The organism is Olleya sp. HaHaR_3_96 (assembly GCF_019278545.1).
Taxonomy (GTDB): Bacteria; Bacteroidota; Bacteroidia; order Flavobacteriales; family Flavobacteriaceae; genus Olleya.
In genome coordinates this window covers 202,196-228,495 of sequence record NZ_CP058987.1, presented here as the reverse complement: position 1 = coordinate 228,495, position 26,300 = coordinate 202,196, and the positions used below count along the sequence as shown (strand labels likewise).

Genomic DNA, 26,300 nt, shown 5'->3' with positions numbered 1-26,300 from the left:
CTAAAGACACTAATTAAGATGACAAAATTAATACACATAGCATTAATCATTTTAATTAGTGTTAGTTTTTCATGTAAAGAAAAGGTTGGCAACGCTAAAGTTTCTGAGGTTGTAACCGAAGTTAAAAATGACATAGAACGGATTGAGCCTCCTAATTGGTGGGTTGGTTTTAAAAATCAACAACTCCAGTTATTAGTCAAACATCCTAATATTTCTGAAGCAAAAGCAAGCATAAAGTATCCAGGTGTGTCTATTGATAAAGCCCATAAGGCAGATAGTCCTAATTATTTGTTTTTAGGATTGTCTATAGCAGAGCATGCCAAAGCAGGACAGTTTAATATTTATTTCGATTTTAAAAACGGAACGCAACTTGTACAAACCTATCAATTAAAAGATAGGGAAAGCGAGGCTGCGGATATACAAGGGTTTGATAGTAGTGATGCTATTTATTTAATTACTCCAGATCGTTTTGCAAACGGAGATACTTCTAATGATATAGATGTCAATTTAAAGGAGAAAACCATAAACAGAGCAGACGATTATGGTAGACATGGTGGTGATATAAAAGGGATCATAAATCATCTAGATTATATTCAGGAGATGGGGTTTACCCAAATTTGGTCGTGTCCATTGTTAACTAATGATATGCCCGAATCGTCATATCATGGCTACGCAATGACGGATTTTTATCAAGTCGATCCTCGTTTTGGAACTCTAGAAGAGTATCAAGAATTAGCTGCAAAAGCTAAAGAAAAAGGTATTGGTTTAATCATTGATCAAGTTGCAAACCATTGTGGAAGCCAACATTGGTGGATGCAAGATTTACCGTTTAAAGATTGGGTTAATCAGCAATCTAATTTTGAAACGAAACAACCATTAGCTAATTCTAATCACAGACGTACAAGTAATCAGGATTTGTATGCTTCAAATCGTGATAAGACCGAAATGACTGAAGGTTGGTTTAGCGCAAGAATGCCAGATTTAAATCAGCGTAATCCGTTTATGGCTAACTATATAATTCAGAATAGTATTTGGTGGGTTGAAACCTTACAAGTAAGCGGAATCAGACAAGATACTTATCCTTATCCAGACAAAATGTTTATGTCGGATTGGGCTGGAGCTATCATGGACGAGTATCCTAATTTTAGTATTGTAGGAGAGGAATGGAGTTATAACCCATTGCTAATTGCCTATTGGCAAAAAGGGCATGAGAATAAAGACGGTTACCAATCTAATTTAAGGTCAACCATGGATTTTGCAATGCAAAACAATATTGTGGAGGCTTTAAATCAAGAAGAATCTTGGGATAAAGGTTTGGTTAAAATATATGAAGGCTTAGCAAACGATTTTGCATATGCCTCTCCAAAAGATATTATGATATTTCCGGACAACCATGATATGAGTCGCATTTTTACACAATTAAAAGGGGATGTGCCAAACACGAAAATGGCTTTAAGTTACCTATTAACCTTACCTAGAATTCCGCAATTATATTACGGAACAGAAATTTTAATGGACGACTTTGCAAAACCTGGAGACCATGGTTTGATTCGTACTGATTTCCCAGGAGGATGGGAAGGTGATACTGTTAATGCATTTTCAGGTGAAGGGTTGACAGATGCGCAAAAAGACATGCAGTCATTCCTTAAAAAAGTATTGAATTACAGAAAAACAAGTGCTGCTATTCACGATGGGAAAACCATGCACTTTGCGCCATTTATGGGCACGTATGTTTTATTCAGAAGTATTAAAGAGGAAACTGTTGTTGTAATCATTAATAAGAATGAAACACCAATGACCATCGATTTAAAACGTTTTGAAGAAGTAGGATTACATGGAAAGACATTAAAAAATATAATTTCTGGTGAAACTTTCAAGTGTCAAGATAAAATTATCTTAAACGAAAGAGGAATTCTGTTATTAACCACTAAATTATAAACCGCTGTCACACTGAGCGCAGTCGAAGTGTTTCATAAACTCAAATAATGAAAAATTTATTATACATATTATCTTTTTTGCTATTTCAAATAGCATCAGCACAAGTCACAATAATTATTGAAGAACTTCCAAAAGATACACCAAAAGAAGCAACAATTTTTATTTCAGGTGATTTTGAAGGTTGGTCTGGTGGACATAAAGATTACCAGTTACAATTAGTAAATGGACAGTATAAAATTACGCTTCCCAAAACAGAACAACGTATTTTATATAAGTTTACCTTAGGGAGTTGGGATGCTTCAGAGAGCAGCAATACAGGTGAGAAAATTGATAATCGTATCTATAAGTTTAATAAACCTAACGACACAATACACTTTAAAATAGCAGGTTGGAGTCATTTGTTTGATACTAAGGAAGTCTCGACAGCATCAAAAAATGTTTCCATTATTTCAGAAACTTTTAATATCCCACAACTTAATAGAAAACGTCGTGTTTGGATCTATTTACCTCCAGATTATAATACATCAAAACAAGATTATCCTGTAGTTTATATGCACGATGGTCAAAATATTTTTGACGCAACTACTTCTGGTTATGGTGAGTGGAATGTAGACGAAACTTTGGATAAATTATTTAAAGACAACCTAAAACTAATCGTTGTTGGTATAGATCACGGGGACTCAAAACGTCTTGACGAATATTCCCCGTGGGTAAACAGCACATATGGTGGAGGCGAAGGAGAAGCGTATGTAGATTTTATTGTGAATACATTAAAGCCGTACATAGACACTAATTATAACACTAAAAAAGACAGAAGCAATACAGCCATTTTTGGAAGCTCTATGGGCGGGTTAATTTCGCATTATGCGGCGCTAAAACACCCAACTGTTTTTGGTAAAGTTGGTGTGTATTCACCAGCATTTTGGTTTGCTCCAGAGGTAAAGCCTTTTACTGTGTCTCATGCTAATCTTCAAGATACTAAAATGTACTTTTTAGCAGGCGGAAAAGAAGGTGAGAACGCAGGATATACTCAGATTAGCCAAACCGTTACAGACATGAATAGTGTTATTTCTATTTTAAAAAATAGCGGTTTTCCTGAAAAAAACATCCAATCTAAAGTAGTACCAGAAGGAAAACATAACGAAGCGCTTTGGAGTAATAATTTTGCTGAAGCCATTACTTGGTTGTTTGAAGACGCGATTGAAAAAAGAGCGTTTAAGTCTGTTAAATTTCAAAATAATCAATTAAATATTCAGGTTTCAGATGGAAGCTATTCCATCTATTTTTACAGTCCTGAAATTATCGAAACTACATTTTTACCAACAGGTGAAACATTTGATAAAAAATCACATGCTGTTGTTTTGGATAAAACGCTTTCTGATGTAAAATTTTATGAGACAACTTCAGAGATTAGTTTTCAATCTAAAAAAATAACAGTAAAAATCACCAAAGCACCTTTTCATATTTCCTATTGGAAAGACGGAAAAGAAATCACGTCGGTTAAAAATGGTTACCAAAAAACAGACCAATTTGAAACTATTAGTTTCAACTTAAAACCAGACGAAGTTTTATACGGCGGAGGCGCAAGAGCCTTAGGGATGAATCGCAGAGGAAACCGTTTAGAGTTATACAACAAAGCGCATTATGGTTATGAAGACCGTAGTGAATTAATGAATTACACGATGCCAATTGTGGTGTCTTCAAACAAGTATTTAATTCATTTTGATAATGCGCCCATTGGCTTTTTAGATTTAGATTCTAAAAAAGATAATACACTGACTTACGAAACCATTTCAGGTAGAAAAACCTATCAAATTGTGGTTGGCGATTCTTGGTTAGATCTAACAAAAAACTACACGCAATTAACAGGAAGACAACCGATGCCACCGCGATGGGCTTTGGGTAATTTTTCTAGTCGCTTTGGCTATCATTCGCAACAAGAAGTCGAAGCAACGGTTCAGAAGTTTAGAGTCGAGAAGATTCCGTTAGATGCCATAATTATTGACATTTTTTGGTTTGGAAAAACCGTCCAAGGAACAATGGGAAATTTAGCATTTGATCGCGATTCGTTTCCTAATCCAAAACAAATGATAAAAGGACTGAAAGACAATAACGTAAAAACGGTGTTAGTTACAGAGCCGTTTGTATTAACCACATCTAAACGTTGGGAGGAAGCGGTAAAAGAAGATGTTTTAGCAAAAGATACGCTTGGAAACCCATTTACATTCGATTTTTATTTTGGTAATACAGGACTGATAGATATTTATAACCCAAAAGGCAAACAATGGTTTCAAAACATCTATAAAGACTTATCGGATTTAGGTGTTTCTGGTGTTTGGGGCGATTTAGGAGAGCCAGAAGTGCATCCTAAAGGATTACAACACGCCACAGGAACAGCAGACGAAGTTCATAATATTTACGGTCATAATTGGGCAGAATTAGTGCAGGAGATGTATAGTAAAAATGCACCAAATACAAGACCATTTATTTTGATGCGTGCAGGAAGTTCGGGTTCGCAACGTTTTGGAATGATTCCTTGGTCGGGAGATGTTAATCGTACATGGGGAGGATTACAATCGCAACCAGAAATCGCATTACAAATGGGTCTGCAAGGGTTGGCGTATATGCATAGTGATTTAGGAGGTTTTGCAGGCGCTAATTTGGATGACGAGTTGTACGCGCGTTGGTTACAGTATGGTGTTTTTCAACCTATTTATAGACCGCATGCACAAGAAGATGTGCCAGCAGAACCTGTGTTTAGAAGTGATAAAGCCAAAGCCTTAGCAAAACAGGCTATCGAATTACGTTATAAATTATTACCATATAATTACAACTTGGTGTTTGAAAATAATCAAACCGGAGCACCTTTAATGCGTGCCTTATTTTTTGAAGAGGAAGACAATAAAGAACTGCAAACTATGGCTTCAACATACCTTTGGGGGAATGACTTTTTAGTGACACCAATTGTAAACCCTAATCAAACGGAAACAGAAGTTTACTTTCCTGAAAACAGTCATTGGTTTGATTTTTACACGGACAAAAAAGTAAACGGCGGGCAATCACTTTCCGTGAAAACGGAAGAAAATAATATTCCGACATACGTTCGTGGTGGTGCTTTTATTCCGACCGCAAAACCAATGCAAAGTACAGCGGAGTATGACGGAAATACATTGGACTTACATTACTATTTTGATGCATCGGTTTCAGAAAGTAAGCGTACACTTTATAATGATGACGGAGCTACTAAAAATGCTTTTGAAAAAGGGAAATATGAGATTTTAGAGTTTCATTCTAAAACCACTAAAAAAGCGCTAGAGCTTCAGTTTGACGCTGAGGTTGGTTCTAATTACGCAACAACAAGTAAAAAAATAACGGTGGTGATTCATAATTTCCCATCGGATCCGAAGCGTATAAAAATAGACAATAAAAAATTAGATTTCAATTATAACCAAATTAGTAAGATTTTAAGTTTTGATGTGCAATGGAATCCTTCAGCAGCCATCAAAACACAAATAAAATATTAAGTATAATATGAGAAAAGGGATACTTTTATTAGCAATTACAATGCTTATTTTTAGTTGTAAAACTGAGAAGAAAGAAGCGCAAGACTTAGCCGAAAATCAAAAACCAAAGACTATGGAAACACCTTTTGTTTGGGAAGCAGCAAACTTATATTTTCTGTTAACGGATCGTTTTAATAATGGCGGTAAAACCAACGATATTAGCTACGGACGTACAAAAGAAACAGGCGTTTTACGTGGTTTTGAAGGTGGCGATTTAAAAGGGATTACCCAAAAGATTGAAGCGGGGTATTTTACCGATTTAGGGGTTAATGCGATTTGGATGTCTCCAATTGTGGAGCAAATTCACGGAGCAACCAATGAAGGAACAGGAAACACGTATGGATATCATGGCTATTGGACTAAAGATTGGACTACTATTGATGCCAATCTAGGAAATAAAACAGACCTTAAAAATTTAGTAGATGCGGCGCATAAAAAAGGCATTCGGGTGTTGCTAGATGCAGTAATTAATCACACAGGTCCAGTTACAGAACAAGATCCTGTTTGGCCAAGTGATTGGGTAAGAACGGGACCACAATGTGACTATAAAAATTACGATAATACAGTAACATGTACGTTAGTTGAGAATCTTCCAGATATAAAAACAGAAAGCAATGAGGCTGTCGCTTTACCACCTGAATTAGTCAAAAAGTGGAAAGCAGAAGGGCGTTATGAGCAAGAGGTCGCAGAGTTAGATGCGTTTTTTAAGGCAACGGGTTATCCTCGCGCACCTCGTTTTTATATCATGAAATGGTTAAGCGATTATATCACTGATTTTGGAATTGATGGTTATAGAGTAGATACCGTAAAACATACGGAAGCTTATGTTTGGCAAGAGTTTAAGTCGGTTTGTGATAACGCTTTCGCGGAATTTAAGCAGAACAACCCAGATAAGGTATTAGATGATACTGACTTTTATATGGTCGGAGAAGTTTATAATTACGGAATTTCGGCAGGAACTGCTTTTGATTTTGGAGATAAAAAAATCAACTATTTTGACAAAGCATTTAATAGCTTAATCAATTTTGAATTTAAATGGAATGCGGCGCAACAAACGTATGAAGAGCAGTTTAAGACCTACGATAGTATTTTAAATAATGACTTAAAAAATTATGGTATTTTAAATTATTTAACCTCTCATGACGATGGGCAACCTTTTGATGCTAATAGAGAAAAGGCATTCGAAACTGCTACCCGTTTATTATTGTCTCCAGGAACTGCTCAAATCTATTATGGAGATGAGTCTGCAAGAGATTTAACTGTGGAAGGTACTGTAGGAGATGCAACGTTAAGAAGTAACATGAATTGGGAAGAATTATCTCAAAAACAGGACTTATTAATCCATTGGCAAAAACTAGGTCAATTTAGACGTAATCATCCAGCAGTAGGAGCAGGACAACATAAGATGATAAGCGAGACGCCTTATATTTTTAGTAGAAGTTATAGTAAAGGAGAGTATAAAGATGACGTTGTTATTGGTTTAGACTTACCTAAAGGAAAACAAACTATTACGGTGTCTTCTGTGTTTGAAAACGGAACAACAGTTAAAGATTTTTATTCGGAACAAACATTAGAAGTTAAAAATGGAACGGTTACAATTGCAACAGATGCAAACATTATTTTATTAGAAAAAGTAAACAACTAATCTAGCAAACAACTAATCTAGCAAACAACTAATGTCACACTTAGCTAATGTCACACTGAGCGCAGTCGAAGTGCTCATAAGATATAAGTAAGATTTAAAGTAAAAAATAGAACATTAAAAAAGAAGCAGACAAAAACATCATCTCTATTAAAAACAACTAATGTCACACTGAGCGCAGTCGAAGTGCTCATAAGATATAAGCAAGATTTAAAGTAAAAAATATAACATTCAAAAGTAGTAGAAAAACATCATTTCTATTAACAACAACTAATGTCACACTGAGCGCAGTCGAAGTGCCTATAAGATATAAGTAAGATTTAAAGTAAATAATAGAACATTAAAAAAGAGGCAGACAAAAATATCATCTCTATTAAAAATAACCAATGTCACACTGAGCGCAGTCGAAGTGTTCGCAAAATAATACACAATGAAAAAAATAATTTTATCCATAGCAATCCTTACCATGTTTGCATGTAAAGAAGAATCTAAAGAAACTGAAACAAAAGGAGTTTCAGAAGAAAAAGTAGCACTTAAATCCATATCGGATTCAGTTTTAGAAACTGCTGTTATTTATGAAGCTAATATCAGACAATATTCCACAGAAGGGACCTTTGAGCAATTCACAAAGGACATTCCGCAGTTAAAACAAATAGGTGTAAAAGTGATTTGGTTAATGCCCATTTTTCCTATTTCGGAAACAAAACGTAAAGCAACTGGAGGAGCGGATAGTAAGTTTGCATCTGAGTTTCCAGAAGCAGAACAAGATAAATATTTAGGAAGTTATTATGCAGTATCTGATTTTACTAAAATCAATCCGGAATTTGGAACGATTGAAGATTTTAGAACATTATTAACGACTGCTCATGATAACGGGATTTATGTAATTTTGGATTGGGTGCCTAATCATACAGGTTGGGATCATACCTGGTTAAAGACTAATCCAGAATTTTACACACAAAATGATAAAGGAGAAGTAGTACATCCTTTGGATACGGATTGGACGGATGTTGCAGATTTAAATTACGACAATCAAGAGATGCGTAAAGCAATGATTAAGGATATGAGCTATTGGTTGACAGAAGAAGGTGTTGATGGTTTTAGATGTGATGTGGCAGGTTCTGTGCCAACCAATTTTTGGCAACAAGCTATTCCTGAATTACGCGCTAAAAAAGACATTTTTATGCTAGCTGAAGCTTGGAAGCCAGAATTGTTAGAAGACGGTTTATTTGATATGGGATATGGATGGGATAGACATCATGCCATGAACCATATTGCAAAAGGAGACAGTGATGTGTCAGAATGGTATACTGTGATGAAAACAGATTCTGAGCGTTATGCAACCAATGATATTTTAATGAATTTTGTAACCAATCATGATGAAAACTCATGGAATGGTACTGTAAAAGAACGTATGGGAGAGGCTTCAGAAATGATGACAACCTTAAGCTTTTTAACGCCAGGAATGCCATTAATTTATTCGGGACAAGAGTTTGATTTAGATCATAGGTTATTATTTTTTGAAAAAGATAGTTTCCCACATAACAAAGGAAACACGTGGGCATTATTAGAAAAATTAGCAACGCTAAAACAAAGTAATAAAGCATTGTACGGAGGAAAAGCATCAGCAAAATATACACCGATTGATAACGGAACAGCTGTCTTGTCTTTTTCAAGAACAAATGGAGGTGATGAGGTTGTTTTTATTGCAAATGTGTCTAAAGCAAGTGTAAACGCAAATCTGCCACAAAAAGGGCAATATCTTGACTTTATTACCAATCAAGTGGTCGTATTAAAAGGAGAGGCTATTCCATTGGCTGCTAATGAATACAAAGTCTTTGTAAAGCAGAATTAACAGAATTAGTAGTGTGTTAGAAAAGTTGGACGTCGTGCCAACTTTTCTGTTTTATAGACCTTAATTAATGGATTAAATAAAGGGCGTTTGTTTAAACTAGTTGAGAGTCAGTAGTGTTACCTGTTAAATTAGAATGGCATTATTTATATTAAAAAATATGCTAAACCCTTTTACAATAGTGTTTAAGAGTCTTTTTTTGACTATTTTTGCAGACTATGCAAGAATTAAAACTTTCAGATTGGTTGCCTACCACAAACAAAGAGGTGAAAATACGCGGATGGGAAGCACTAGATGTTATCCTTTTTAGTGGGGATGCTTATGTCGATCATCCAACGTTTGGTCCAGCGGTAATTGGGCGCATGTTAGAAAGTTTTGGCTTACGTGTAGCCATTGTTCCGCAACCAAATGTTAACGATAATCTTCAGGATTTTGTTAAAATGGGGAAGCCTAAATTATTTTTTGGTGTTACAGGTGGTTGTATGGATCCAATGATTAGTAATTATAACGCTAATAAAAAGAAACGTGATAAAGATGCGTATACTCCAAATGGAGATATTGGGTTTAGACCTGATTACGCAACATCAGTATATTCTAAAATTTTAAAAGATAAGTGGCCAGACACACCTGTTTTAATTGGTGGTATTGAAGCGTCTTTGCGTCGTGTAACACATTACGATTATTGGAGTGATCAATTAATGCCTTCTATTTTAGAAACTTCAAAAGCAGACATGTTGGTTTACGGTATGGGGGAGCAACCCTTGCGCGAAGTGGTCCGTTTACTTGAAAAAGGTGTGCCTTTTAATAGTATTAATACAGTATTACAAACGGCTGTTCTTTTAGATAAAGGAGACAGTATTCCTAAAAATGCAAATTGGGAAGATATCGAGATCTCATCACATGAAGTATGTTTAAGTGATAAAAAACAGTATGCTTCTAACTTTAAAGTTATAGAGCAAGAGTCAAATAAATTGGCTGCTAGACGAATTTTTCAGAAAGTAGGAGAGAAGACCTTAATGATTAATCCGCCTTATCCAACCATGACGGAAAAGGAGATTGATGCGTCTTTTGATTTGCCGTACACAAGATTACCACATCCAAAATATAATAAGCGTGGACCAATTCCTGCGTTTGAAATGATCAAGTTTTCTATCAACATTCACAGAGGATGTTTTGGTGGTTGTAGCTTTTGTACCATATCAGCACACCAAGGAAAATTTATTGCATCCCGTAGTCAGGAATCTATTTTAAAAGAAGTAGATACCGTTGCTAATATGCCTGATTTTAAAGGGTATTTAAGTGATATTGGAGGGCCAAGTGCAAATATGTATCAAATGAAGGGTAAAGTACAGTCTATTTGTGACAAGTGTGTTGCGCCTAGTTGTATTTCGCCAGTAATATGTAGTAATTTAGATACGTCACATAAACCGTTAACGGATTTGTACCAAGCGGTAGACAAGCATCCAAAAGTAAAAAAATCATTTATAGGTTCTGGAATTCGACACGATATGTTGGTGCCAGAATTTAATAAAAATGCCGATCCTAAAGAGCTTGATGCTTATACGGAAGAGGTGATGACTAAGCACGTTTCTGGTCGACTTAAAGTAGCACCAGAGCATACTAGTGATCCTGTATTAAAACTGATGCGTAAACCATCGTTTAAATACTTCCATAAGTTTAAAGAGCGTTTTGATAAGATTAATATCGCTAAAGGTTTAAAACTACAGTTGATTCCGTATTTTATATCTAATCACCCAGCGTGTGAGGTAGAAGATATGGCAAACTTAGCTGCCGAAACTAAGGATTTAGGATTTCAGTTAGAGCAAGTGCAAGGGTTTACACCGACGCCTATGACTGTCGCTACCGTAATTTATTACAGTGGATACCATCCATACACACTTAAAAAAGTAAATACACCAATTACACGTAAAGAGAAAGACGAGCAACATCGTTTTTTCTTCTGGTATAAAGATGAAAATAAAGCGTGGATCAAAAAGACCCTAAACAAATTAGGGCGTCAAGATTTACTAAAAGTGTTACTACCAGAGAAAGCAGAAAAATGGCGTAAAAACGCACCTAAAGGCGATGCTAAAAACACGTTTAATGATGCGGTTCCTTTTAATCAACGAAAAGATAAGGCTCAATTTAAGTCTAAAAAGAAACGTCGTTAAAAATCGACTAGTTATAAATAAAAAAAACCACTAATATTAGTGGTTTTTTTGTTGAATATCTTAGTGGTTCTTCTGAGTGGGTCTGAAATAGCTGAGTTTGAACACCCTTGCGGTCCCCTCAAGGGGACATTGTTGCGGAGTGTTGCGTGTTAAGAGTTACCCTGTATTTTATGTTTACCAATTTAACTAGCGTCAAAACTGTTGATGCGATGGTTGTCCCCTCGAGGGGACTTTAGGGGTGTCCTTAAATAGCGTTCCTGACATAGCTGGGTGAACACCCCTGCGGTCCCCTCAAGGGGACATTCTGCCGGAGGGTTGCGTGCTAAACTTCTTCATTAACTTTATACTTAATAAACAAACTAGCGCTTTAACTGTTGAGGTAATGGTTGTCCCCTAGAGGGGACTTTAGGGGTGTCCATAAAACACATCTCCAAATAATGTTATATATTTAACTCGTTAGTTCATAGTTGAATAAGCTTCAAAAGTATGTCCGGAGCTCATAATTACTTTAAGTATTCTACACAATGAGAAATAAGATTATCCCATATCGCTCAGACTTAAAATTGTTTGCAAGACAATTACGAAAAAATAGCACATTAACCGAAGTCTTACTTTGGCAAAATATAAAACAACGCGCTTATGGTGTTCAGTTTCATAGACAGGTACCGATGTTGAATTATATAACAGATTTTTATTGTCACGAAATTGGTTTAGTTATCGAGATCGATGGCTCTAGTCATGATCATAAAGTATTATATGATGCTAAAAGACAAGGCGAATTAGAAGCGTATGGTGTTACTTTTTTAAGGTTTACTAATGATGAAGTAAAGAAAAACATGTTTAGTGTGTTGTTGGTTATTGAAGAAAAAGTTAGGGAGTTGAGTGCGTGACTGAAAATCAGCCCTGACTATAGCTGGGTGAACACCCCTGCGGTCCCCTCTAGGGGACATTGTTGCGGAGTGTTACGTGTTAGGCTTCTTCATAAACTTTATACTTATCAAACTAAAGTAGCACCAAAACTGTTGATTCGATGGTTGTCCCCTAGAGGGGACTTTAGGGGTGTCCTTAAATAGCGTTCCTGACATAGTTGAGTAAAACACCCCTGCGGTCCCCTCTAGGGGACATTCTGCCGGAGTGATGCGTGCTAAACTTCGTTATACATTTTATGTCTACCAATTATATTAGCACCAAAACTGTTGATTCGATGGTTGTCCCCTAGAGGGGACTTTAGGGGGTGTCCTTAAATAGCGTTCCTGACATACCTGAGTTAAAACACCCCTGCGGTCCCCTCAAGGGGACATTCTGCCGGAGTGATGCGTGCTAAACTTCGTTGTATATTTTATGTCTCCCAATTATATTAGCGCTATAACTTTTGATGTAAAGGTCGTCCCCTCGAGGGGACTTTAGGGGTGTCCGTAAAAGCATCCTACAGCATAACCAGTAATAGTCCCATCACACCTATTTTATGTGCCAATAAAATGCGCACAAATACTGTTGAGGTAATAGTTATTCCTTTTGTTACTTTAGCGGTGTTTATAAAACCATCCTTAAATAATTCATATCTTTAACCTATAGAGAGTAAGCATACACAAAAACCAATATAGATTAATATACCATGAAAAAACGACTACAAATAATTAACGGAGTTGCATTTGTTTGTGTAATTGTAATGAACTATTTATCTAACACAGGTTTATTAAATAACACAACCATTGGCGAAATCTCTAAAGACTATAATACATTATTTACGCCCGCAGGTTATGCGTTTTCAATTTGGGGATTAATCTATCTGTTTTTAACTGGGTTTATAGTCTATCAAGGACGTAGTTTATTTGTAAAGGTTAGAGACGATGCTTTTATTTTAACAACGGGGTGGTGGTTTTTAGTCTCCTGTATTGCTAATTGTGCTTGGATTGTCACTTGGATTTACGGTTACACCTTACTATCCTCAATATTTATCTTTATTATACTATTCTCTCTATTACAAATAGTGCTTAAAAATAAAATGGAATTATCTGATGCTCCAATTTCTGTAATTGTGTTTTTATGGTGGCCTTTTGTAATTTATAGTGGTTGGATTACCGTAGCTAGTATTGCTAACGTCTCTGCTGTTTTAGTAAAATATAATTGGGACGGTTTTGGATTGTCTCCAACATTTTGGACCGTTTTATTAATAGTAATAGCAACTATAATAAATATAGCAGTGACCTGGAAACGAAACATGCGCGAGTTTGCACTTGTTGGTGCATGGGCTTTAATTGCTATTTATGTAGCCAATAACGATGCTAATAGTACTGTTGCTTATACAGCGTTAGTTGCGGCTATTATTTTAATAGTAAGCAGTTTTGCGCATAGTTTTAAAAACCGAAAAACAAATCCTGCAATTAAGTGTATGGAGTATTTTAGGGGAGCGAAATAAGAGAGTTAATTAGAGGTGTTAAAGTTTGTTATTCACTTAGTATCTTAACAAATTCACCTATAATTCTCATTTCATTACTGTTGTCTTCATTAATTATTATACTTTTAAAACTACTATCGTAGGAGTTAGGTTTTAGTGCAATTGTATTATGTTGCCAACCTTCTTCCGTAGTAGTTTTTTTACTTGAATAAGTTTTTACAGTAAAAGCGGAATTAAAATCAGGGTCAAAATAATCTCTATTTTCGATTAGAAGAATTTTTCCAATTCGAGAGTCTGTGTCACTTTAATTTTTTAACTGATTAATTAAGTCTTTTATGTATATAAAATTTACATCTTCTTTATTAAGCCAATTTGTTATGAACTGTATCAATGTAGATTCATAGTAACTACTTTCGTTATAACATTCCAAGCAAAAATTGAATATTAACTCTTTAGAGTTCTTTGATTTATCGATAACTATAGAAATATTTTTTTTGGGCTGCAGTAGTTTTAATAATTTCTTTGCAAACTTCTTATCCCATATGATATCTTCTGGTATCATTAATGGTAAATAGTAAACATTTTTTTTGTAGAAATTTAAATATTTTTTGGCTAGGTCTAAAGTTTGTTGCTCCTTTATCTTTTTTGGTTGTTTACCTCCATCAAGATGAAATTTTATATCACATCCTGTTTGTGTTTTTATTAAGTCTTTTAGTTTTGTACTGGTGTCTTGCTCATTTACGGGCAAAGCACTCAAGTCAATTGGCAAAAGAATCTTCTTTTGATCACCATCAAATAATATGCAAGTATTATTTGAGATTTCCATAATTGTTGTAAGTCTTTGATTGATATCATCAGCACCACCTGGAAGATATCTAATATCAAAAATATCTTGTACAGCTTCACCTAAATGTTCAAGTGTCTTGTCAAGCAGTATTTTAGCAGTATTATCTTCTACTAAAATGATTTTCCTGTCTGCATTTTCTATTTCTAATTCGTGAAATGCTTCTTTATAACTTCTGTTGTTATTGATGATGAATTTTCCATTACTACTTAATGTAGAAAAAACCTTAATTGATTCATCTGGCATCTTATCTATAAGAAATGGTGAATGAGTAGAAATTACAACTTGGTGTTTTTTCTTAATGCATTCCTCTAATAAAAAAGACATTAATCTTTTTTGAGCACCACTATGTAAAGATGTTTCAGGTTCATCTAATAAAATTAAGCTTTCCTTAGTAGCGTTGAAAATTTTATGAACAAGAATGACAATAGCTGTTTCTCCACTTCCTGCAAATGCTTCTGAATAATTAATGTTTTTTTGTTTTAAGCGAATTGAAGTCCCCCAATCTTTAAACAGATTGTGTTCAATTATTTCAATAGTTTCAAACTCTTTCCTTAATATTTCAGAAACCATTTTAGTTTCTGGAGCAGTTAAAGTTATTTTTGATTTGTTTCTATTTGGACCATAATAAGAAATAATTGAATCGTTATCAAAAGCTTCCTTAAGCTTATTTGAGTAGAACCGTAAATAGTCTTGTTTTGTTTTATGTCTTTCAGAGTGAAAATTTAAAAAATGGAAAAATTTATCAAACGCACTTAATTCTGATCTGAAATCAAGGTAAATGACATTTTTATCAATTGGAGAAAATCTTTTATGCGTTGACATTCCATAACGTTTAATTGGTTTCGCTGTTTCCCAATAGTCTGGATCATTTGTTCTATTAATTCTTTGTTTAATTACTTCATTAATAATATTACCATCTTTAAAACCATAAATGAAACAATTTCTTTTTTTATCAAATTCTTTTATTGGGTCTAATTCAGTTGTAAACCAATAATCTCCTAAGCTGTATCCCTTAGGGCAGCCATAAAGAGATTGTAAAGTAGAACTTTTTCCTCCTCCATTTTTTCCTACAAGAAATGTTATAGGAAAGTCAAAAGATATTTTAGTGTCAGTTTCTAAATTCCTAAAAAAAGGAAATCTGATATGTTCGATATATTGTTTATGAATACTATTCGCTCTTAATTGTTGGAGAGTCTTTATTTTATCAATCATAGAAACCTTATTTGGAGGTTTAACTTAAAATAGATTTGACCGTTTTCCTCATAAAGAGAACCAAAATCATGTCTACTTGAGCTAGCAGTGTCTAATTTTGTGTTATTGAATAAGTAGTTTTCAAATTCATTTTTATTATAAATATGATAACATAAAACATCTCCATTTTCTTTTACTATTAAATAACCTCCAGTGGCATCATATTGGCCAGACCAAACTTTAGAAGGCATCATCCCTAATGCAATATCTGTTAAAAAACGTTTGATTTTGTATTCGTAAAATTGATGTTGATTGGATATATCAAAGTTTAATGGGTTATTAATGTTGATTTGCTCAACTAAATCGGAAATACTTGATTTTTTACTAGAATAAAATTGATAAATAATCTCAGATAGTATTTCTGGCAATCTACTATCTATAAGGACTAAATTATTCGAAAATATTTGTCTTTCCGTTTTTACAAATTCAAACTGCCCCTTTAAGTCTAATATTGAATCAATTCTATCCATTATTTTGCTTCTAGAGGAGATAGAATTAATATTTTTTATTTGTGAATCATTCAGTTTTATCTTAGAAATTTTGAAAACGAAATTAGTGGTTTTCCCAGCATTCAGAAGGGTAGAAGGGCTTCCTAATTGTGATTTTATACTAAACCCTAAAGTTGGTTGCTGATTGGTTCTTTGATCGTGAACAACGATTGTAATATCTGTTTTAGCTGAAGAGCTAGCTTTTAAAGAGATACAATTAATTGATTGCATAAACTCTTCAATTTCTGGAACAGAAAATGTTCTTTCTTTATTAACTTTTATTTTTTCAAGTAAAAATTTTGCTTTACGTTTAAATTCCGAAATCTCAATTTTAAGAATTTCTTCTCCTCCAGAAATAAGAATAATTTCATCTTCAATGGAGTACTCAAAATCTCCGTTGTTTTCTGTTCTTAAAATCCGTAAAATAGGGTAAACTATTCCTTCTAATTTTTCAATATCTTTATCCCCAAGAAATAGTTGTTTGTCTCCGAGTAATTTGAAAAGCGTATAAATTTCGCTCCATTCCCCTTTATTTCCTGTAATCATAAAGTTTTAAGTTTTTCTATGATTTTTTTTGCAGTAGCTTGAATTGCTGGAACTGCAACAGAATTCCCAAATTGCTTATATGCTTGCGCATCCGAAACTACAATTTTATAATTATCAGGAAAACCTTGTAATCTAGCCCATTCTCTAGGAGTCATTTTCCGAATTCCTTCTCTATTTACATCTCCTTTTATATGTGTTACAGGTGTGAAATCTTTTAATCTAAAATCGTAAACTAAATTACGTTCTCTCCCCATCCCGCCGCAAACTACAGCATTGGCAGTTCCGTTATTTGGAATTATTTCATAACCGAAACCATTACCTTTTTTTGCGTGTCGAGCTTTGTGATTTCTTAAAGTATTTATATAGGTTTCAGATAAATAATATTTTACTGAAACTGTTTCGGATTCTAGTATATCTTCTAATGTTACTTTTTTAGTAACTGGTTTCGGGTATTCAAACTCTTCAATCCCTAAATCTTTTCTAAAGCCAACAATGAAAATTCGTTCTCTGTTTTGTGGAACTCCAAATTTCTTTGCATTCATTACTTGGGGTTCTGGTACAAAATACCCTAAATCTTCTCTTAAAACGTTTAAGATTGTAGCTAAGGTTTTTCCTTTATCGTGACTTCTTAGTCCCTTTACATTTTCTAGGAATATAGCTTTTGGTTTTTTCTTTTTAATTATTTCAGCAACATCAAAAAAAAGTGTTCCTCTTGTATCTTCAAAACCTCCGCGTTTTCCTGCAATTGAAAAAGCTTGACAAGGAAATCCTGCACATAAAACATCAAATCCATCAGGAATGTAGTTTTTGGTTTCTGGTTTGGTTATATCTCCAAAAGGGACTTCACCAAAATTTGCTTTGTAGGTTAACTTTGAATATTTATCCCATTCGCTAGTAAAAACACATTTGCCCTTAAGGTTTTGAAATGCTAATCTAAACCCGCCAATTCCAGCAAAAAGGTCAATGAATTTAAAGTCGGGTTTTTTCGGTGCAGGGAAAGGAATCTCTTCTTGTTGAAAAATTAAATATTGAAGAGCTTCTTCTGCTGTAGAATTTGTTATTTCTTCTTCAGGAAATTTATATTCAAACAAGTTTTTTACGTGCTCTAATGCGTCAGGTTTATAGCATTTAGAAACGCCATTTTTATGATTATGTAAATAATGTGTAAAGGCAGCTTCTGTATCCTTTTTGGATTCTACAAGTCTTATTTTGAATTTTTTATCTTCAAAATTTTCAATCGATATTTTCTCTTTTAAAGCCACTTATTTTGTCTGTAAATTAAAAACGCAAGTTAAGGAAAAATTATGAGTGAAATTATTCATACTTCTTCATTTGCGTTAAGGATAGTAGAGGAAAGCCCACAGTGAGGCACGAACGCGGACTTGCAACGTATAGCCTGACCCTTTTTCGGGTAACGCCCAAACTATTAAATTAATGCGCCTCCAACCAATTCAAACCAGTATCCAATTCCACATCCAAAGGCACTTCCATTTTAAAGGCCTGTTCCATTTCGGTTTTAATTAATGTTTTCATTTCCTCTAATTCTGGTTTAAAGACATCAAAAACCAATTCATCATGTACTTGCAGCAGCATTTTGGTTTTATAATTACCGGCTTCTAGTTTGTTATAGATGTTAATCATGGCAATTTTAATAATATCTGCAGCACTACCTTGTATTGGTGCATTAACCGCATTACGCTCTGCAGCACCACGGACAATAGCGTTAGCACTATTAATATCCTTTAGATAACGTCTACGATCTAAAACGGTTTTTACATACCCATTATCACGTGCAAACTCGACTTGAGCGCTCATGTATTTTTTAAGCTTTGGGTAGGTTTCGTAATAGGTGTCAATAAGCTCTTTGGCTTCACCACGCGATAAATCGGTTTGGTTACTTAATCCAAAAGCAGACACACCATACACAATCCCGAAGTTTACGGTTTTGGCGTTACTACGTTGGTCTCTGGTCACTTCTTCTAAAGGCACGTTAAAAACTTTAGAAGCGGTAGAAGCGTGAATATCTTCTCCGTTTTTAAAGGCTTCAATCATGGTTTCCTCTTCACTTAACGCAGCAATAATACGCAGTTCTATTTGGCTATAATCGGCAGCTAATAAAATGTAGTCGTCATTACGTGGTATAAAGGCTTTACGCACTTGACGTCCACGTTCTGTACGTATTGGGATATTCTGTAAGTTAGGATTGTTACTACTTAAACGTCCTGTTGCAGCAACGGTTTGCATATAGTCTGTATGTACACGACCAGTTGCTTCTTCCACCTGAAGTGGTAAAGCATCCACATAGGTGCTTTTTAGTTTTGCTAATCCACGGTATTCTAAGATATTTCTAATAATCTCGTGCTCTTTTGCTAAAGCAGATAAGATATCTTCTCCCGTTTTATATTGACCAGTTTTGGTCTTTTTGGGCTTGTCTACCAGTTTTAATTTTTCAAAAAGGATGATTCCTAATTGTTTTGGAGAGGCAATATTAAATTCTTCGCCAGCAACTTCGTAAATTTTAGCGACTAAGGTGTCTATGTCTTTGTTTAAATCTTCAGACAGGCTGTTTAAAAAGTCAACATCCAGATTAATACCTTCCAGTTCCATTGCAGCTAATACGCGTAGTAATGGTACTTCAATATCTGTGAATAATTTTTTGGTGTCGGCTTCTCCTAATTCTTTTTCAAAATGTTCTTTTAATTGTAAAGTAATATCCGAATCTTCAACCGCATATTCTGTTTGTTTCTCCAACGGAACATCGCGCATGGATAATTGATTTTTTCCTTTTTTACCAATCAATTCTGTGATAGAAATTGGCGTATAGTTTAAGTACGTTTCTGCCAAAATATCCATATTGTGACGCATGTCCGGATTAATTAAATAATGCGCTAACATGGTGTCAAATAATGGTCCTCTAACTTGTAGGTTATATTTGGCTAGTACTTTTATATCGTATTTTAAGTTCTGTCCTATTTTCTGAATGGTTTGGTCTTCAAAAAATGGTCGTAACGTTTCGATTATGGCTTGCGCTTCCGTTTGGTCCGCAGGAAACGGTAGGTAAAAGCCTTTACCAATTTCCCATGAAAATGCAATCCCAACCAATTCTGCGATTAATGGGTTTAAACCTGTGGTTTCGGTATCAAAACACACAGACGTTTGGCTCATTAAATTTTTAATAAATAATGTAGTTGCCATTCCTGGTGCGACGCTTTGGTAAAAATGGCTATTGGTTGCGGCTGTTTTGCGTGCAAAGCTATCGTCTGTTGTTGTCGCTGTCGCGGAATTTGGGTCGCCTCCAAACAAATTGAATTGACCTGCTCCAGCACTTTCTGCTTCTTTAGGTGTAACTTTTGGTGCCTTTTTTTCTGAAGGTTCGCCGTTTGCAATAGCTGTTGCTTCTGCTCCGGAAGTAAATGTTTTTGTAAAATTATCTATTAATCTTCTAAATTCTAACTCTTGAAAAATCTCGACTACTTTTGGGATGTCCGGTTGGTCTAACTCAAAATCCTTAGCGTTAAAAGTCACCGGTACATCTAGCATAATAGTGGCTAGTTTTTTAGATAGTAAGCCTAGCTCTTTATTGGCTTCAATCTTTTCTTTCATTTTACCTTTTAGCTCGTGTGTGTTGTCTAAAAGATTTTCCATACTACCGTAAGCAGCTAAAAATTTCTTGGCTGTTTTTTCGCCAACACCTGGTAAACCCGGAATGTTATCACTGGCATCTCCCATCATTCCTAAAAAGTCAATGACTTGTAATGGATCTGTAACTTCAAACTTTTTCTGTACTTCTGGGATTCCCCAAGTTTCATATCCGCCACCAAACATGGGGCGATACATAAAAATGTTTTCGCTTACTAATTGTGCAAAATCTTTATCTGGTGTGACCATAAAGGTTTGGTAACCTTCTTTTTCGGCTTGTTTTGCTAGCGTACCAATAACATCATCGGCTTCAAAACCTGCTTTTACCATAATAGGAATATGCATGGCTTTTAAAATCTCTTGGATAATAGGGACTGCAATTTTTATGGCTTCCGGTGTTTCGTCACGATTGGCTTTGTAAGCTTCAAACATTTCGACTCTGTCCGCACTTCCTCCTTTATCAAAACAAACGGCTAAATGATCTGGTCTTTCGCGTTTAATGACGTCTAAAAGTGAATTCATAAATCCCATAACCGCAGACGTATCGACGCCTTTAGAATTGATTCTTGGGTTTTTTATAAAGGCATAGTAGCCACGAAAAATTAAGGCAAAAGCATCTACTAGAAATACACGTTTGTTATCTGACATTGTAATTGTTTTTAATTTGAAAGGTGATGTCACTCTAAGCGCAGTCGAAGAGTCTTTAATTCTAAATATGAAAAAAGTCTCATTGAAATTGCAATCTGCAAATTACAATTTCTTTAAAAACTAAAGAACTTCATTTTTAAGAAAGTTATAAAAAATATATAACGAACTATAGCTATTATCAATTCTAAGCGAATACGATCTATTTATGTAGATTTTAGTTTTAAAAAAAACGAACAATATGTAAGATAATCGAATCTGGGTGTCATAGAAAATGATTGTAATGTTGGTTAGTTCTAAATATTGGTTGCTGTTAGAGAATAAATACGGATTATAAAAAAATAGAATTGTCTTAGCGTTAAATGACCTGAAAATTAAGGGTTTAACTTTTTGGTTTTTAACGTGGAACGACTGGGGTGTTATGTTGTTGGTTTTTAGAGATTTGTGCTGTATTTCGAAATGCACTATTAATCAATAATTGAAAAACAGAGACGTCGAATACTGTATAATATAGTAGACAACAAAAAACCAAATAATTATGAAACTAATAACAATTTTAGCCATTGCAATAAGCTTGACAATGGTAACAACTGCAACTGCTCAATTGCAAGTATTACAAAACGGAAATACAATAGTTGGAGGTGGTAATTCATCTTTTCCTTATGCTACTACAAAGCTTTCTGTAAATGGTTCGACAAGTGTAAAAAGTCGATTAGAAATTATGAATTTGAATAATACTAATACTGGTTGGGGAGGACAAATACGGTTTACTTCTAATAATCTTAGCGGAATCAACCATCTTATCGCTGATAATGGAGCCCATGAAATGATCTTATTTCCAGGATACAGTCATAGTGATGCGTCGTCTAGAAAAGTATCTGTTTTCGGAGCTTTAAACGTGTATGGTTATGCTAGCTTAGCAGGAGGAGGGTATTTTTCCGATAGAAACTTAAAGGAAAATATAACAAAATTAGAAGGTAGTTTGGATAAAGTCCTGAAGTTACAGGGTGTTAATTTTAGCTGGAAAAAAGGGGTGTTAATAAAAGAAGGGGATGAGCAGGTTGATATTACTTCAGGTTTACCAAACGGAAAACAATTAGGTTTTATTGCTCAAGACGTTGAAGCGGTTGTCCCAGAGGTTGTTAATACTACATCTAGTGGTTATAAATCGTTAGAGTATCATACGATTACTGCGTTATTAGTTGAAGCGATGAAAGAACAACAATCGCAAATTAAGGCTTTAGAAGAACAATTAACAGTTTTAAATGAAGTACTAGAAAAGCAAAAAGAGGGTGCTTTTATTGAAGAAAATGTAAGTGTTAGTTTATCTCAGAATATACCAAACCCTTTTGCAGATACAGCTAAGATAAGATATTCGTTACCAGAATCTTATGGAGATGGTGTTTTAATGATTAGTGATTTGCAAGGTAAAGCACTTAATACAATTGCATTAAAGGTTGGATTAGATCAAGTTTTAGAGATTTCGTCAGAAAAATTGCAAAATGGAATATACCTATATAGTATGGTTGTGGAAGGGAAAGTGCTTAAGACTAGACGTTTTGTTATTTCTAAATAAAATAGATATGAAAACTAAAATTATTAATATACTCTTTTTTTGTTGTTTAGGAACTCATTTGATGCCGGCGCAAAATACAAGTTCAGATTTTGTGTCTTTTGAAGTTGCAAGTAAGGTAGCTGAAAATTGGATGAATGCTAAAGGTTACGATAAAACAGTCGATAAAACGGCTTCGTTTACAAATGTTGAAGTAGAAGTAGGTAAATCACTAACGTTATACGTCCTCAATTTTAAAGAAGGGGGCTTTGCGATAGTGCCAGCAACTAACCTTGTCATTCCAGTGTTAGCTTACAACGATAAATCTATTTTTAACAGTGATCGCCGAATTGATGGCGCTCAGCATTTTTTAAAGGCCTATAATGAAGCTATTACTATTCATAACGCTATAGGAGTAGCAATGGAATTAGCCTCTGAGCAATGGAATACAATTTTAACGACATCTAGTATTGCAGATTGTACTGGTCAAAGTACATTGTACCCTTCTTTGTTGGAGCAATACGGTACTTCAAGATGGGCGGGATGGACAAATATTTATGATTGTGTTACGCCATTAGCTCCGTTAGCCCCAAATGCCTCTAATTTTAATGATGGTATTGGTGGGACTTGTGTTCCAACCGCATTGAGTCAGATATGTGCTTTTTTTAGACACCCTTTTGTGGGAGTTGGCACTGGTACACATACTATGGCTATTGGTAGTGCTGTGGGACAAACGGTTAGTTCTGATTTTGCAACTCAAGCTTTTGATTACGATCGTATGCCATATGCCTTACAACGTCAAGGTCCTGCTGATGGATATGGAAATAGCTCTTCTAACGATTGGTTATATTATACAGATGTGTGTTCCGACGAAAGAAATGAAGTAGGTTTCTTAACTTTTAATTTAGGGGTAGCAGCGAGAATGAATTGGTACTCTGGAGGGACTTATGGAAGTAGTGCTAATTGGGCACAAGATTTAGTTGACCATTTTGACTATGTGTGGAATCCAAGTACGGATTATGTAACCACTAGTTCTGCCGCACTATTTAAAAGTAGACTAAGAAACTCTTTGGATAATGAAAGACCAGTATTAGCTGCAGGTTATAATAACGGTGGCGGTCATTGCTTTTTGTATACCGGATATGAGTGTGATAATTACTTTTTTGCTAGCCTTGGTTTTGGAGGTAATTCCGATGGGTTTTATTATATTTTTACTACCGATGCTAATAGTGAGTATTTAAATACAACTTATGCTAATTCTCAAAATTGTGCTACAAATATTAGACCTAATTGTGATTTACCAACTTATTATCAAGTGCCTACTAATACTTATGTAAATGGTACTGTTACTGTAGAGCAAGCATTAATAGATTTGACGGTTGCAGGGGCAGGAAACCCAGTGCAACTTAATAGCGGTTCTGAAGCCTTTTTTATTGGAGGAAATACAGTCACCTTAAACGCGGGAACAATTGTGGATTTGGGTGCGCAATTACATGTGAGTATAGAAGATTGTAACGGACCCAATTAATATAGCAATAAACATCATCATTCAAAATAGAAAATACTCATCAAAATTGGTGAGTATTTTTTTGTTCTTAACAATTACAATACAGGTTAAATAACCTAAGAAAAACAAGGTCGGTTAGTCTTGATAATTAGGGTGTTATGCTCTGTGATTTGAAGCCAGTATGTTCCGAAATTTGTCTCATAATAGACAGGGAACCGAAAACTGTAATATAGAGTAGGATTAAAACTATAATTATGTCAAAAATTAATCAAAATTGGGCTTTTGGAAATAAAGCAGGCTTAGACTTTTCTACAAACCCACCAACTTCTGTAGCTACCGCAATAGGTTCGGTTGGATCCGCAAAAGAAGGATGTGCATCAATTTCAGATGACAATGGAAATCTTTTATTTTATACAGATGGAATGTCAGTTTGGGATAATACCCATACAGTTAAAATGACCGGGTTACAAGGTGATTTTTCATCAACACAATCAGCAATTATTGTTCCTAATCCAGGAAGTAATAATGAATATTATGTTTTTACGATGGATGGTTCGTCAAATGCTTCAGGGCCATTTAATCATTTAAATGGAGTTTTAATTGATTTATCTTCATTAACTTGGAGTTTTACGCCTTTATCAAATCTTATGACACTACCTAGTACTACCGGGTTTTCTCCGTGCGAAAAAATAACTGCAGTACAGCATAGTAATTGTAAAGATTTTTGGTTAATTACTGTGTTGCAAAAAGGAATAGTATCAACAAGTGAGGGATCAGGAGTTTTTAGGATTTTAAAAATTACTGCTTCAGGTGTGATCCATGAGTATGATTTGCCTATGAATCAGAAAATAGTTGAAATCGGATATTTAAAAGGAAGTCCTAATGGTACTAAGTTGGCATTGGCTAATGGTAAAAAAGGGAACGTGTTAGTTTATGATTTTGACCCTGCTACTGGTATTATAGATATAGTGGGAGTAGTTAATATTGATATTCCAATCACAACTTCAGATAATACCACAGTGTACGGTGTTGAGTTTTCTCCAGATAATAACTTGTTATACTATGCTAATCTCGTTTCTGGAAGAAGGGAAGGTCGTGTTTTTCAGGTGGATTTAACAAGTAATTCTCCGGTGTCAATAGAGGTTGGTGCGTTTAAGAATAAAGAAGAGAGATATGCTATCGGAGCATTACAATTGGGGCCTGATGGTAAAATTTATATTGTAAAGGATAACGAAAATTCTTTGGGCGCTATTTTAAAACCAAATATTGTCGGTCTTGGTTGCACTGTAGATATTGATTATATTACTTTACAGAAAGGGACTCTCGGATATTTAGGGTTGCCAAACCTTATTTCAAATCCATGTCCAGATGATGATTGTGGTTGTGGCTGTACAGGATGTAATGATGAGGCAGAATCACAAAACGAAGAACTTATTGAGAGAGCAAAAACAAAGTATAATACAATTAAGAGTGATCAAAATTGTCCAGATCCATTTATGGAGCATTGTAAATTAAATGCAATAACAAATGGAGTCGATTTTAAACCTTGTTTTTCTTTTCATTGGGGAGATGGAGTAAATGATCAAATAGAAGAGCATGATACCGAAGTGTTTTATCTTACAGTGTGTAATACATTTAAAGATATTAAGTACAACGGATTAAGAATTACAAAAGTGACATTGACGCCAGATATTCATCCTTTAGATAAAATTCATATTGTTCCAGATCGATTTGTAAATTTAGATTGTTTAGAGCCTTGCTCTTGTCAAACTAGAGAGTTTGCTATGATTAATAGAGCAAATGATACTGCTGGTAATTATACTTTAGAAGTAGAGTATTGCTTTGATAGTATTAGCTTAGAATCTGTAAAGACTAATGGTAAAGTAGAATTTCCTTTAGAGATCACGGAAGATTAGATTTGTAATGCTTCAATTATAAAGCCTCTCTAAATCACAATTTAGAGGGGCTTTTGTCTTTAATATGGTTTGTGAGTTTCCTAATTATATCAAATCAATGTAATCTAAAATGCAATTATTTTAACTTCAATCAAAAGCAAAAAGGTGTGCTTAAAACAATTAATTCTTTACAAATTGATTATAGAATAGGAATTGTAAAATATGATTTTGAGGACTGATTAATTGATAAATACTACTATCAATGATGTTTTAAATGAATTGTTAAGAGACTAAATAATAACCTATTCAAATAACGCAAAAAATGTGCTTTACTTTACTCTATGTCGTAAATTAGGAATGGAATAT

14 protein-coding genes are annotated in these 26,300 nt (G+C 34.5%); 10 read left to right on the top strand and 4 right to left on the bottom strand.

The genetic code is table 11. The features are described from left to right. Positions 1 to 18 precede the first annotated feature (18 nt). The 7 genes from H0I26_RS00940 to H0I26_RS00905 all read left to right on the top strand — a co-directional run bounded on the left by H0I26_RS00940 (position 19) and on the right by H0I26_RS00905 (position 13,585). Positions 19 to 1,938 (top strand): glycoside hydrolase family 13 protein, encoded by a 1,920-nt coding sequence (locus H0I26_RS00940; RefSeq protein ID WP_218700623.1) that lies wholly within the window; start codon positions 19 to 21, stop codon positions 1,936 to 1,938. Between the two features lie 47 nt (positions 1,939 to 1,985). After that, positions 1,986 to 5,462, top strand: a complete 3,477-nt coding sequence (locus tag H0I26_RS00930) for a TIM-barrel domain-containing protein (RefSeq protein ID WP_256935227.1) — start codon at positions 1,986 to 1,988, stop codon at positions 5,460 to 5,462. 7 nt (positions 5,463 to 5,469) lie between these two features. Then, on the top strand, positions 5,470 to 7,146 hold the full coding sequence (locus tag H0I26_RS00925; protein WP_218700622.1) for an alpha-amylase family glycosyl hydrolase: 1,677 nt from the start codon (positions 5,470 to 5,472) through the stop codon (positions 7,144 to 7,146). A 427-nt stretch (positions 7,147 to 7,573) separates the two neighbouring features. Next, entirely contained in the window at positions 7,574 to 8,998 is a 1,425-nt protein-coding gene (locus tag H0I26_RS00920) for an alpha-amylase family glycosyl hydrolase (protein ID WP_218700621.1), read from the top strand. Between the two features lie 215 nt (positions 8,999 to 9,213). Further along, a complete protein-coding gene (locus H0I26_RS00915; RefSeq protein ID WP_101015400.1) occupies positions 9,214 to 11,166 on the top strand; it encodes a YgiQ family radical SAM protein in 1,953 nt (650 codons plus the stop codon). Positions 11,167 to 11,690: 524 nt separating this feature from the next. Then, the gene (locus tag H0I26_RS00910) at positions 11,691 to 12,056 is read left to right on the top strand and encodes an endonuclease domain-containing protein (protein ID WP_218700620.1); all 366 of its coding nucleotides are present in this window, start codon (positions 11,691 to 11,693) and stop codon (positions 12,054 to 12,056) included. Between the two features lie 725 nt (positions 12,057 to 12,781). Beyond that, complete coding sequence (locus H0I26_RS00905; protein WP_218700619.1) at positions 12,782 to 13,585, top strand: tryptophan-rich sensory protein; 804 nt, start codon at positions 12,782 to 12,784, stop codon at positions 13,583 to 13,585. Positions 13,586 to 13,868: 283 nt separating this feature from the next. Here H0I26_RS00905 and H0I26_RS00900 read toward each other — a convergent pair whose 3' ends face one another. The 4 genes from H0I26_RS00900 to polA all read right to left on the bottom strand — a co-directional run bounded on the left by H0I26_RS00900 (position 13,869) and on the right by polA (position 20,983). Next, a complete protein-coding gene (locus tag H0I26_RS00900; RefSeq protein ID WP_218700618.1) occupies positions 13,869 to 15,623 on the bottom strand; it encodes an ATP-dependent nuclease in 1,755 nt (584 codons plus the stop codon). Further along, on the bottom strand, positions 15,620 to 16,696 hold the full coding sequence (locus H0I26_RS00895; RefSeq protein WP_218700617.1) for an HpaII family restriction endonuclease: 1,077 nt from the start codon (positions 16,694 to 16,696) through the stop codon (positions 15,620 to 15,622). The genes H0I26_RS00900 and H0I26_RS00895 overlap by 4 nt, the downstream gene beginning before the upstream one ends. Then, positions 16,693 to 17,958, bottom strand: a complete 1,266-nt coding sequence (locus tag H0I26_RS00890) for a DNA cytosine methyltransferase (protein ID WP_218700616.1) — start codon at positions 17,956 to 17,958, stop codon at positions 16,693 to 16,695. The genes H0I26_RS00895 and H0I26_RS00890 overlap by 4 nt, the downstream gene beginning before the upstream one ends. A 169-nt stretch (positions 17,959 to 18,127) precedes the next feature. After that, positions 18,128 to 20,983 carry a DNA polymerase I gene (gene polA, locus H0I26_RS00885; RefSeq protein ID WP_218700615.1) on the bottom strand — a complete coding sequence of 952 codons (2,856 nt, stop codon included), beginning with the start codon at positions 20,981 to 20,983 and terminating at the stop codon, positions 18,128 to 18,130. 535 nt (positions 20,984 to 21,518) lie between these two features. Between polA and H0I26_RS00880 the strand changes: the two genes are divergently transcribed. From H0I26_RS00880 to H0I26_RS00870, 3 genes are all read left to right on the top strand, one after another. After that, a complete protein-coding gene (locus tag H0I26_RS00880) occupies positions 21,519 to 22,556 on the top strand; it encodes a tail fiber domain-containing protein (RefSeq protein ID WP_218700614.1) in 1,038 nt (345 codons plus the stop codon). A 7-nt stretch (positions 22,557 to 22,563) separates the two neighbouring features. Beyond that, positions 22,564 to 24,060 carry a C10 family peptidase gene (locus H0I26_RS00875; protein WP_218700613.1) on the top strand — a complete coding sequence of 499 codons (1,497 nt, stop codon included), beginning with the start codon at positions 22,564 to 22,566 and terminating at the stop codon, positions 24,058 to 24,060. Between the two features lie 233 nt (positions 24,061 to 24,293). Then, positions 24,294 to 25,955 carry a hypothetical protein gene (locus tag H0I26_RS00870; RefSeq protein ID WP_218700612.1) on the top strand — a complete coding sequence of 554 codons (1,662 nt, stop codon included), beginning with the start codon at positions 24,294 to 24,296 and terminating at the stop codon, positions 25,953 to 25,955. Positions 25,956 to 26,300 lie beyond the last annotated feature (345 nt).

Excerpts from the sequence above, each read along its gene's own strand:
- H0I26_RS00910 (WP_218700620.1), top strand. The coding sequence starts at position 11,691 with ATGAGAAATAAGATTATCCCATATCGCTCAGACTTAAAATTGTTTGCA.
- H0I26_RS00900 (WP_218700618.1), bottom strand. The coding sequence starts at position 15,623 with ATGATTGATAAAATAAAGACTCTCCAACAATTAAGAGCGAATAGTATT.
- H0I26_RS00895 (WP_218700617.1), bottom strand. The coding sequence starts at position 16,696 with ATGATTACAGGAAATAAAGGGGAATGGAGCGAAATTTATACGCTTTTC.
- polA (WP_218700615.1), bottom strand. The coding sequence starts at position 20,983 with ATGTCAGATAACAAACGTGTATTTCTAGTAGATGCTTTTGCCTTAATT.
- H0I26_RS00870 (WP_218700612.1), top strand. The coding sequence starts at position 24,294 with ATGTCAAAAATTAATCAAAATTGGGCTTTTGGAAATAAAGCAGGCTTA.
- H0I26_RS00905 (WP_218700619.1), top strand. The coding sequence starts at position 12,782 with ATGAAAAAACGACTACAAATAATTAACGGAGTTGCATTTGTTTGTGTA.
- H0I26_RS00925 (WP_218700622.1), top strand. The coding sequence starts at position 5,470 with ATGAGAAAAGGGATACTTTTATTAGCAATTACAATGCTTATTTTTAGT.
- H0I26_RS00930 (WP_256935227.1), top strand. The coding sequence starts at position 1,986 with ATGAAAAATTTATTATACATATTATCTTTTTTGCTATTTCAAATAGCA.
- H0I26_RS00875 (WP_218700613.1), top strand. The coding sequence starts at position 22,564 with ATGAAAACTAAAATTATTAATATACTCTTTTTTTGTTGTTTAGGAACT.
- H0I26_RS00915 (WP_101015400.1), top strand. The coding sequence starts at position 9,214 with ATGCAAGAATTAAAACTTTCAGATTGGTTGCCTACCACAAACAAAGAG.
- H0I26_RS00880 (WP_218700614.1), top strand. The coding sequence starts at position 21,519 with ATGAAACTAATAACAATTTTAGCCATTGCAATAAGCTTGACAATGGTA.
- H0I26_RS00940 (WP_218700623.1), top strand. The coding sequence starts at position 19 with ATGACAAAATTAATACACATAGCATTAATCATTTTAATTAGTGTTAGT.
- H0I26_RS00920 (WP_218700621.1), top strand. The coding sequence starts at position 7,574 with ATGAAAAAAATAATTTTATCCATAGCAATCCTTACCATGTTTGCATGT.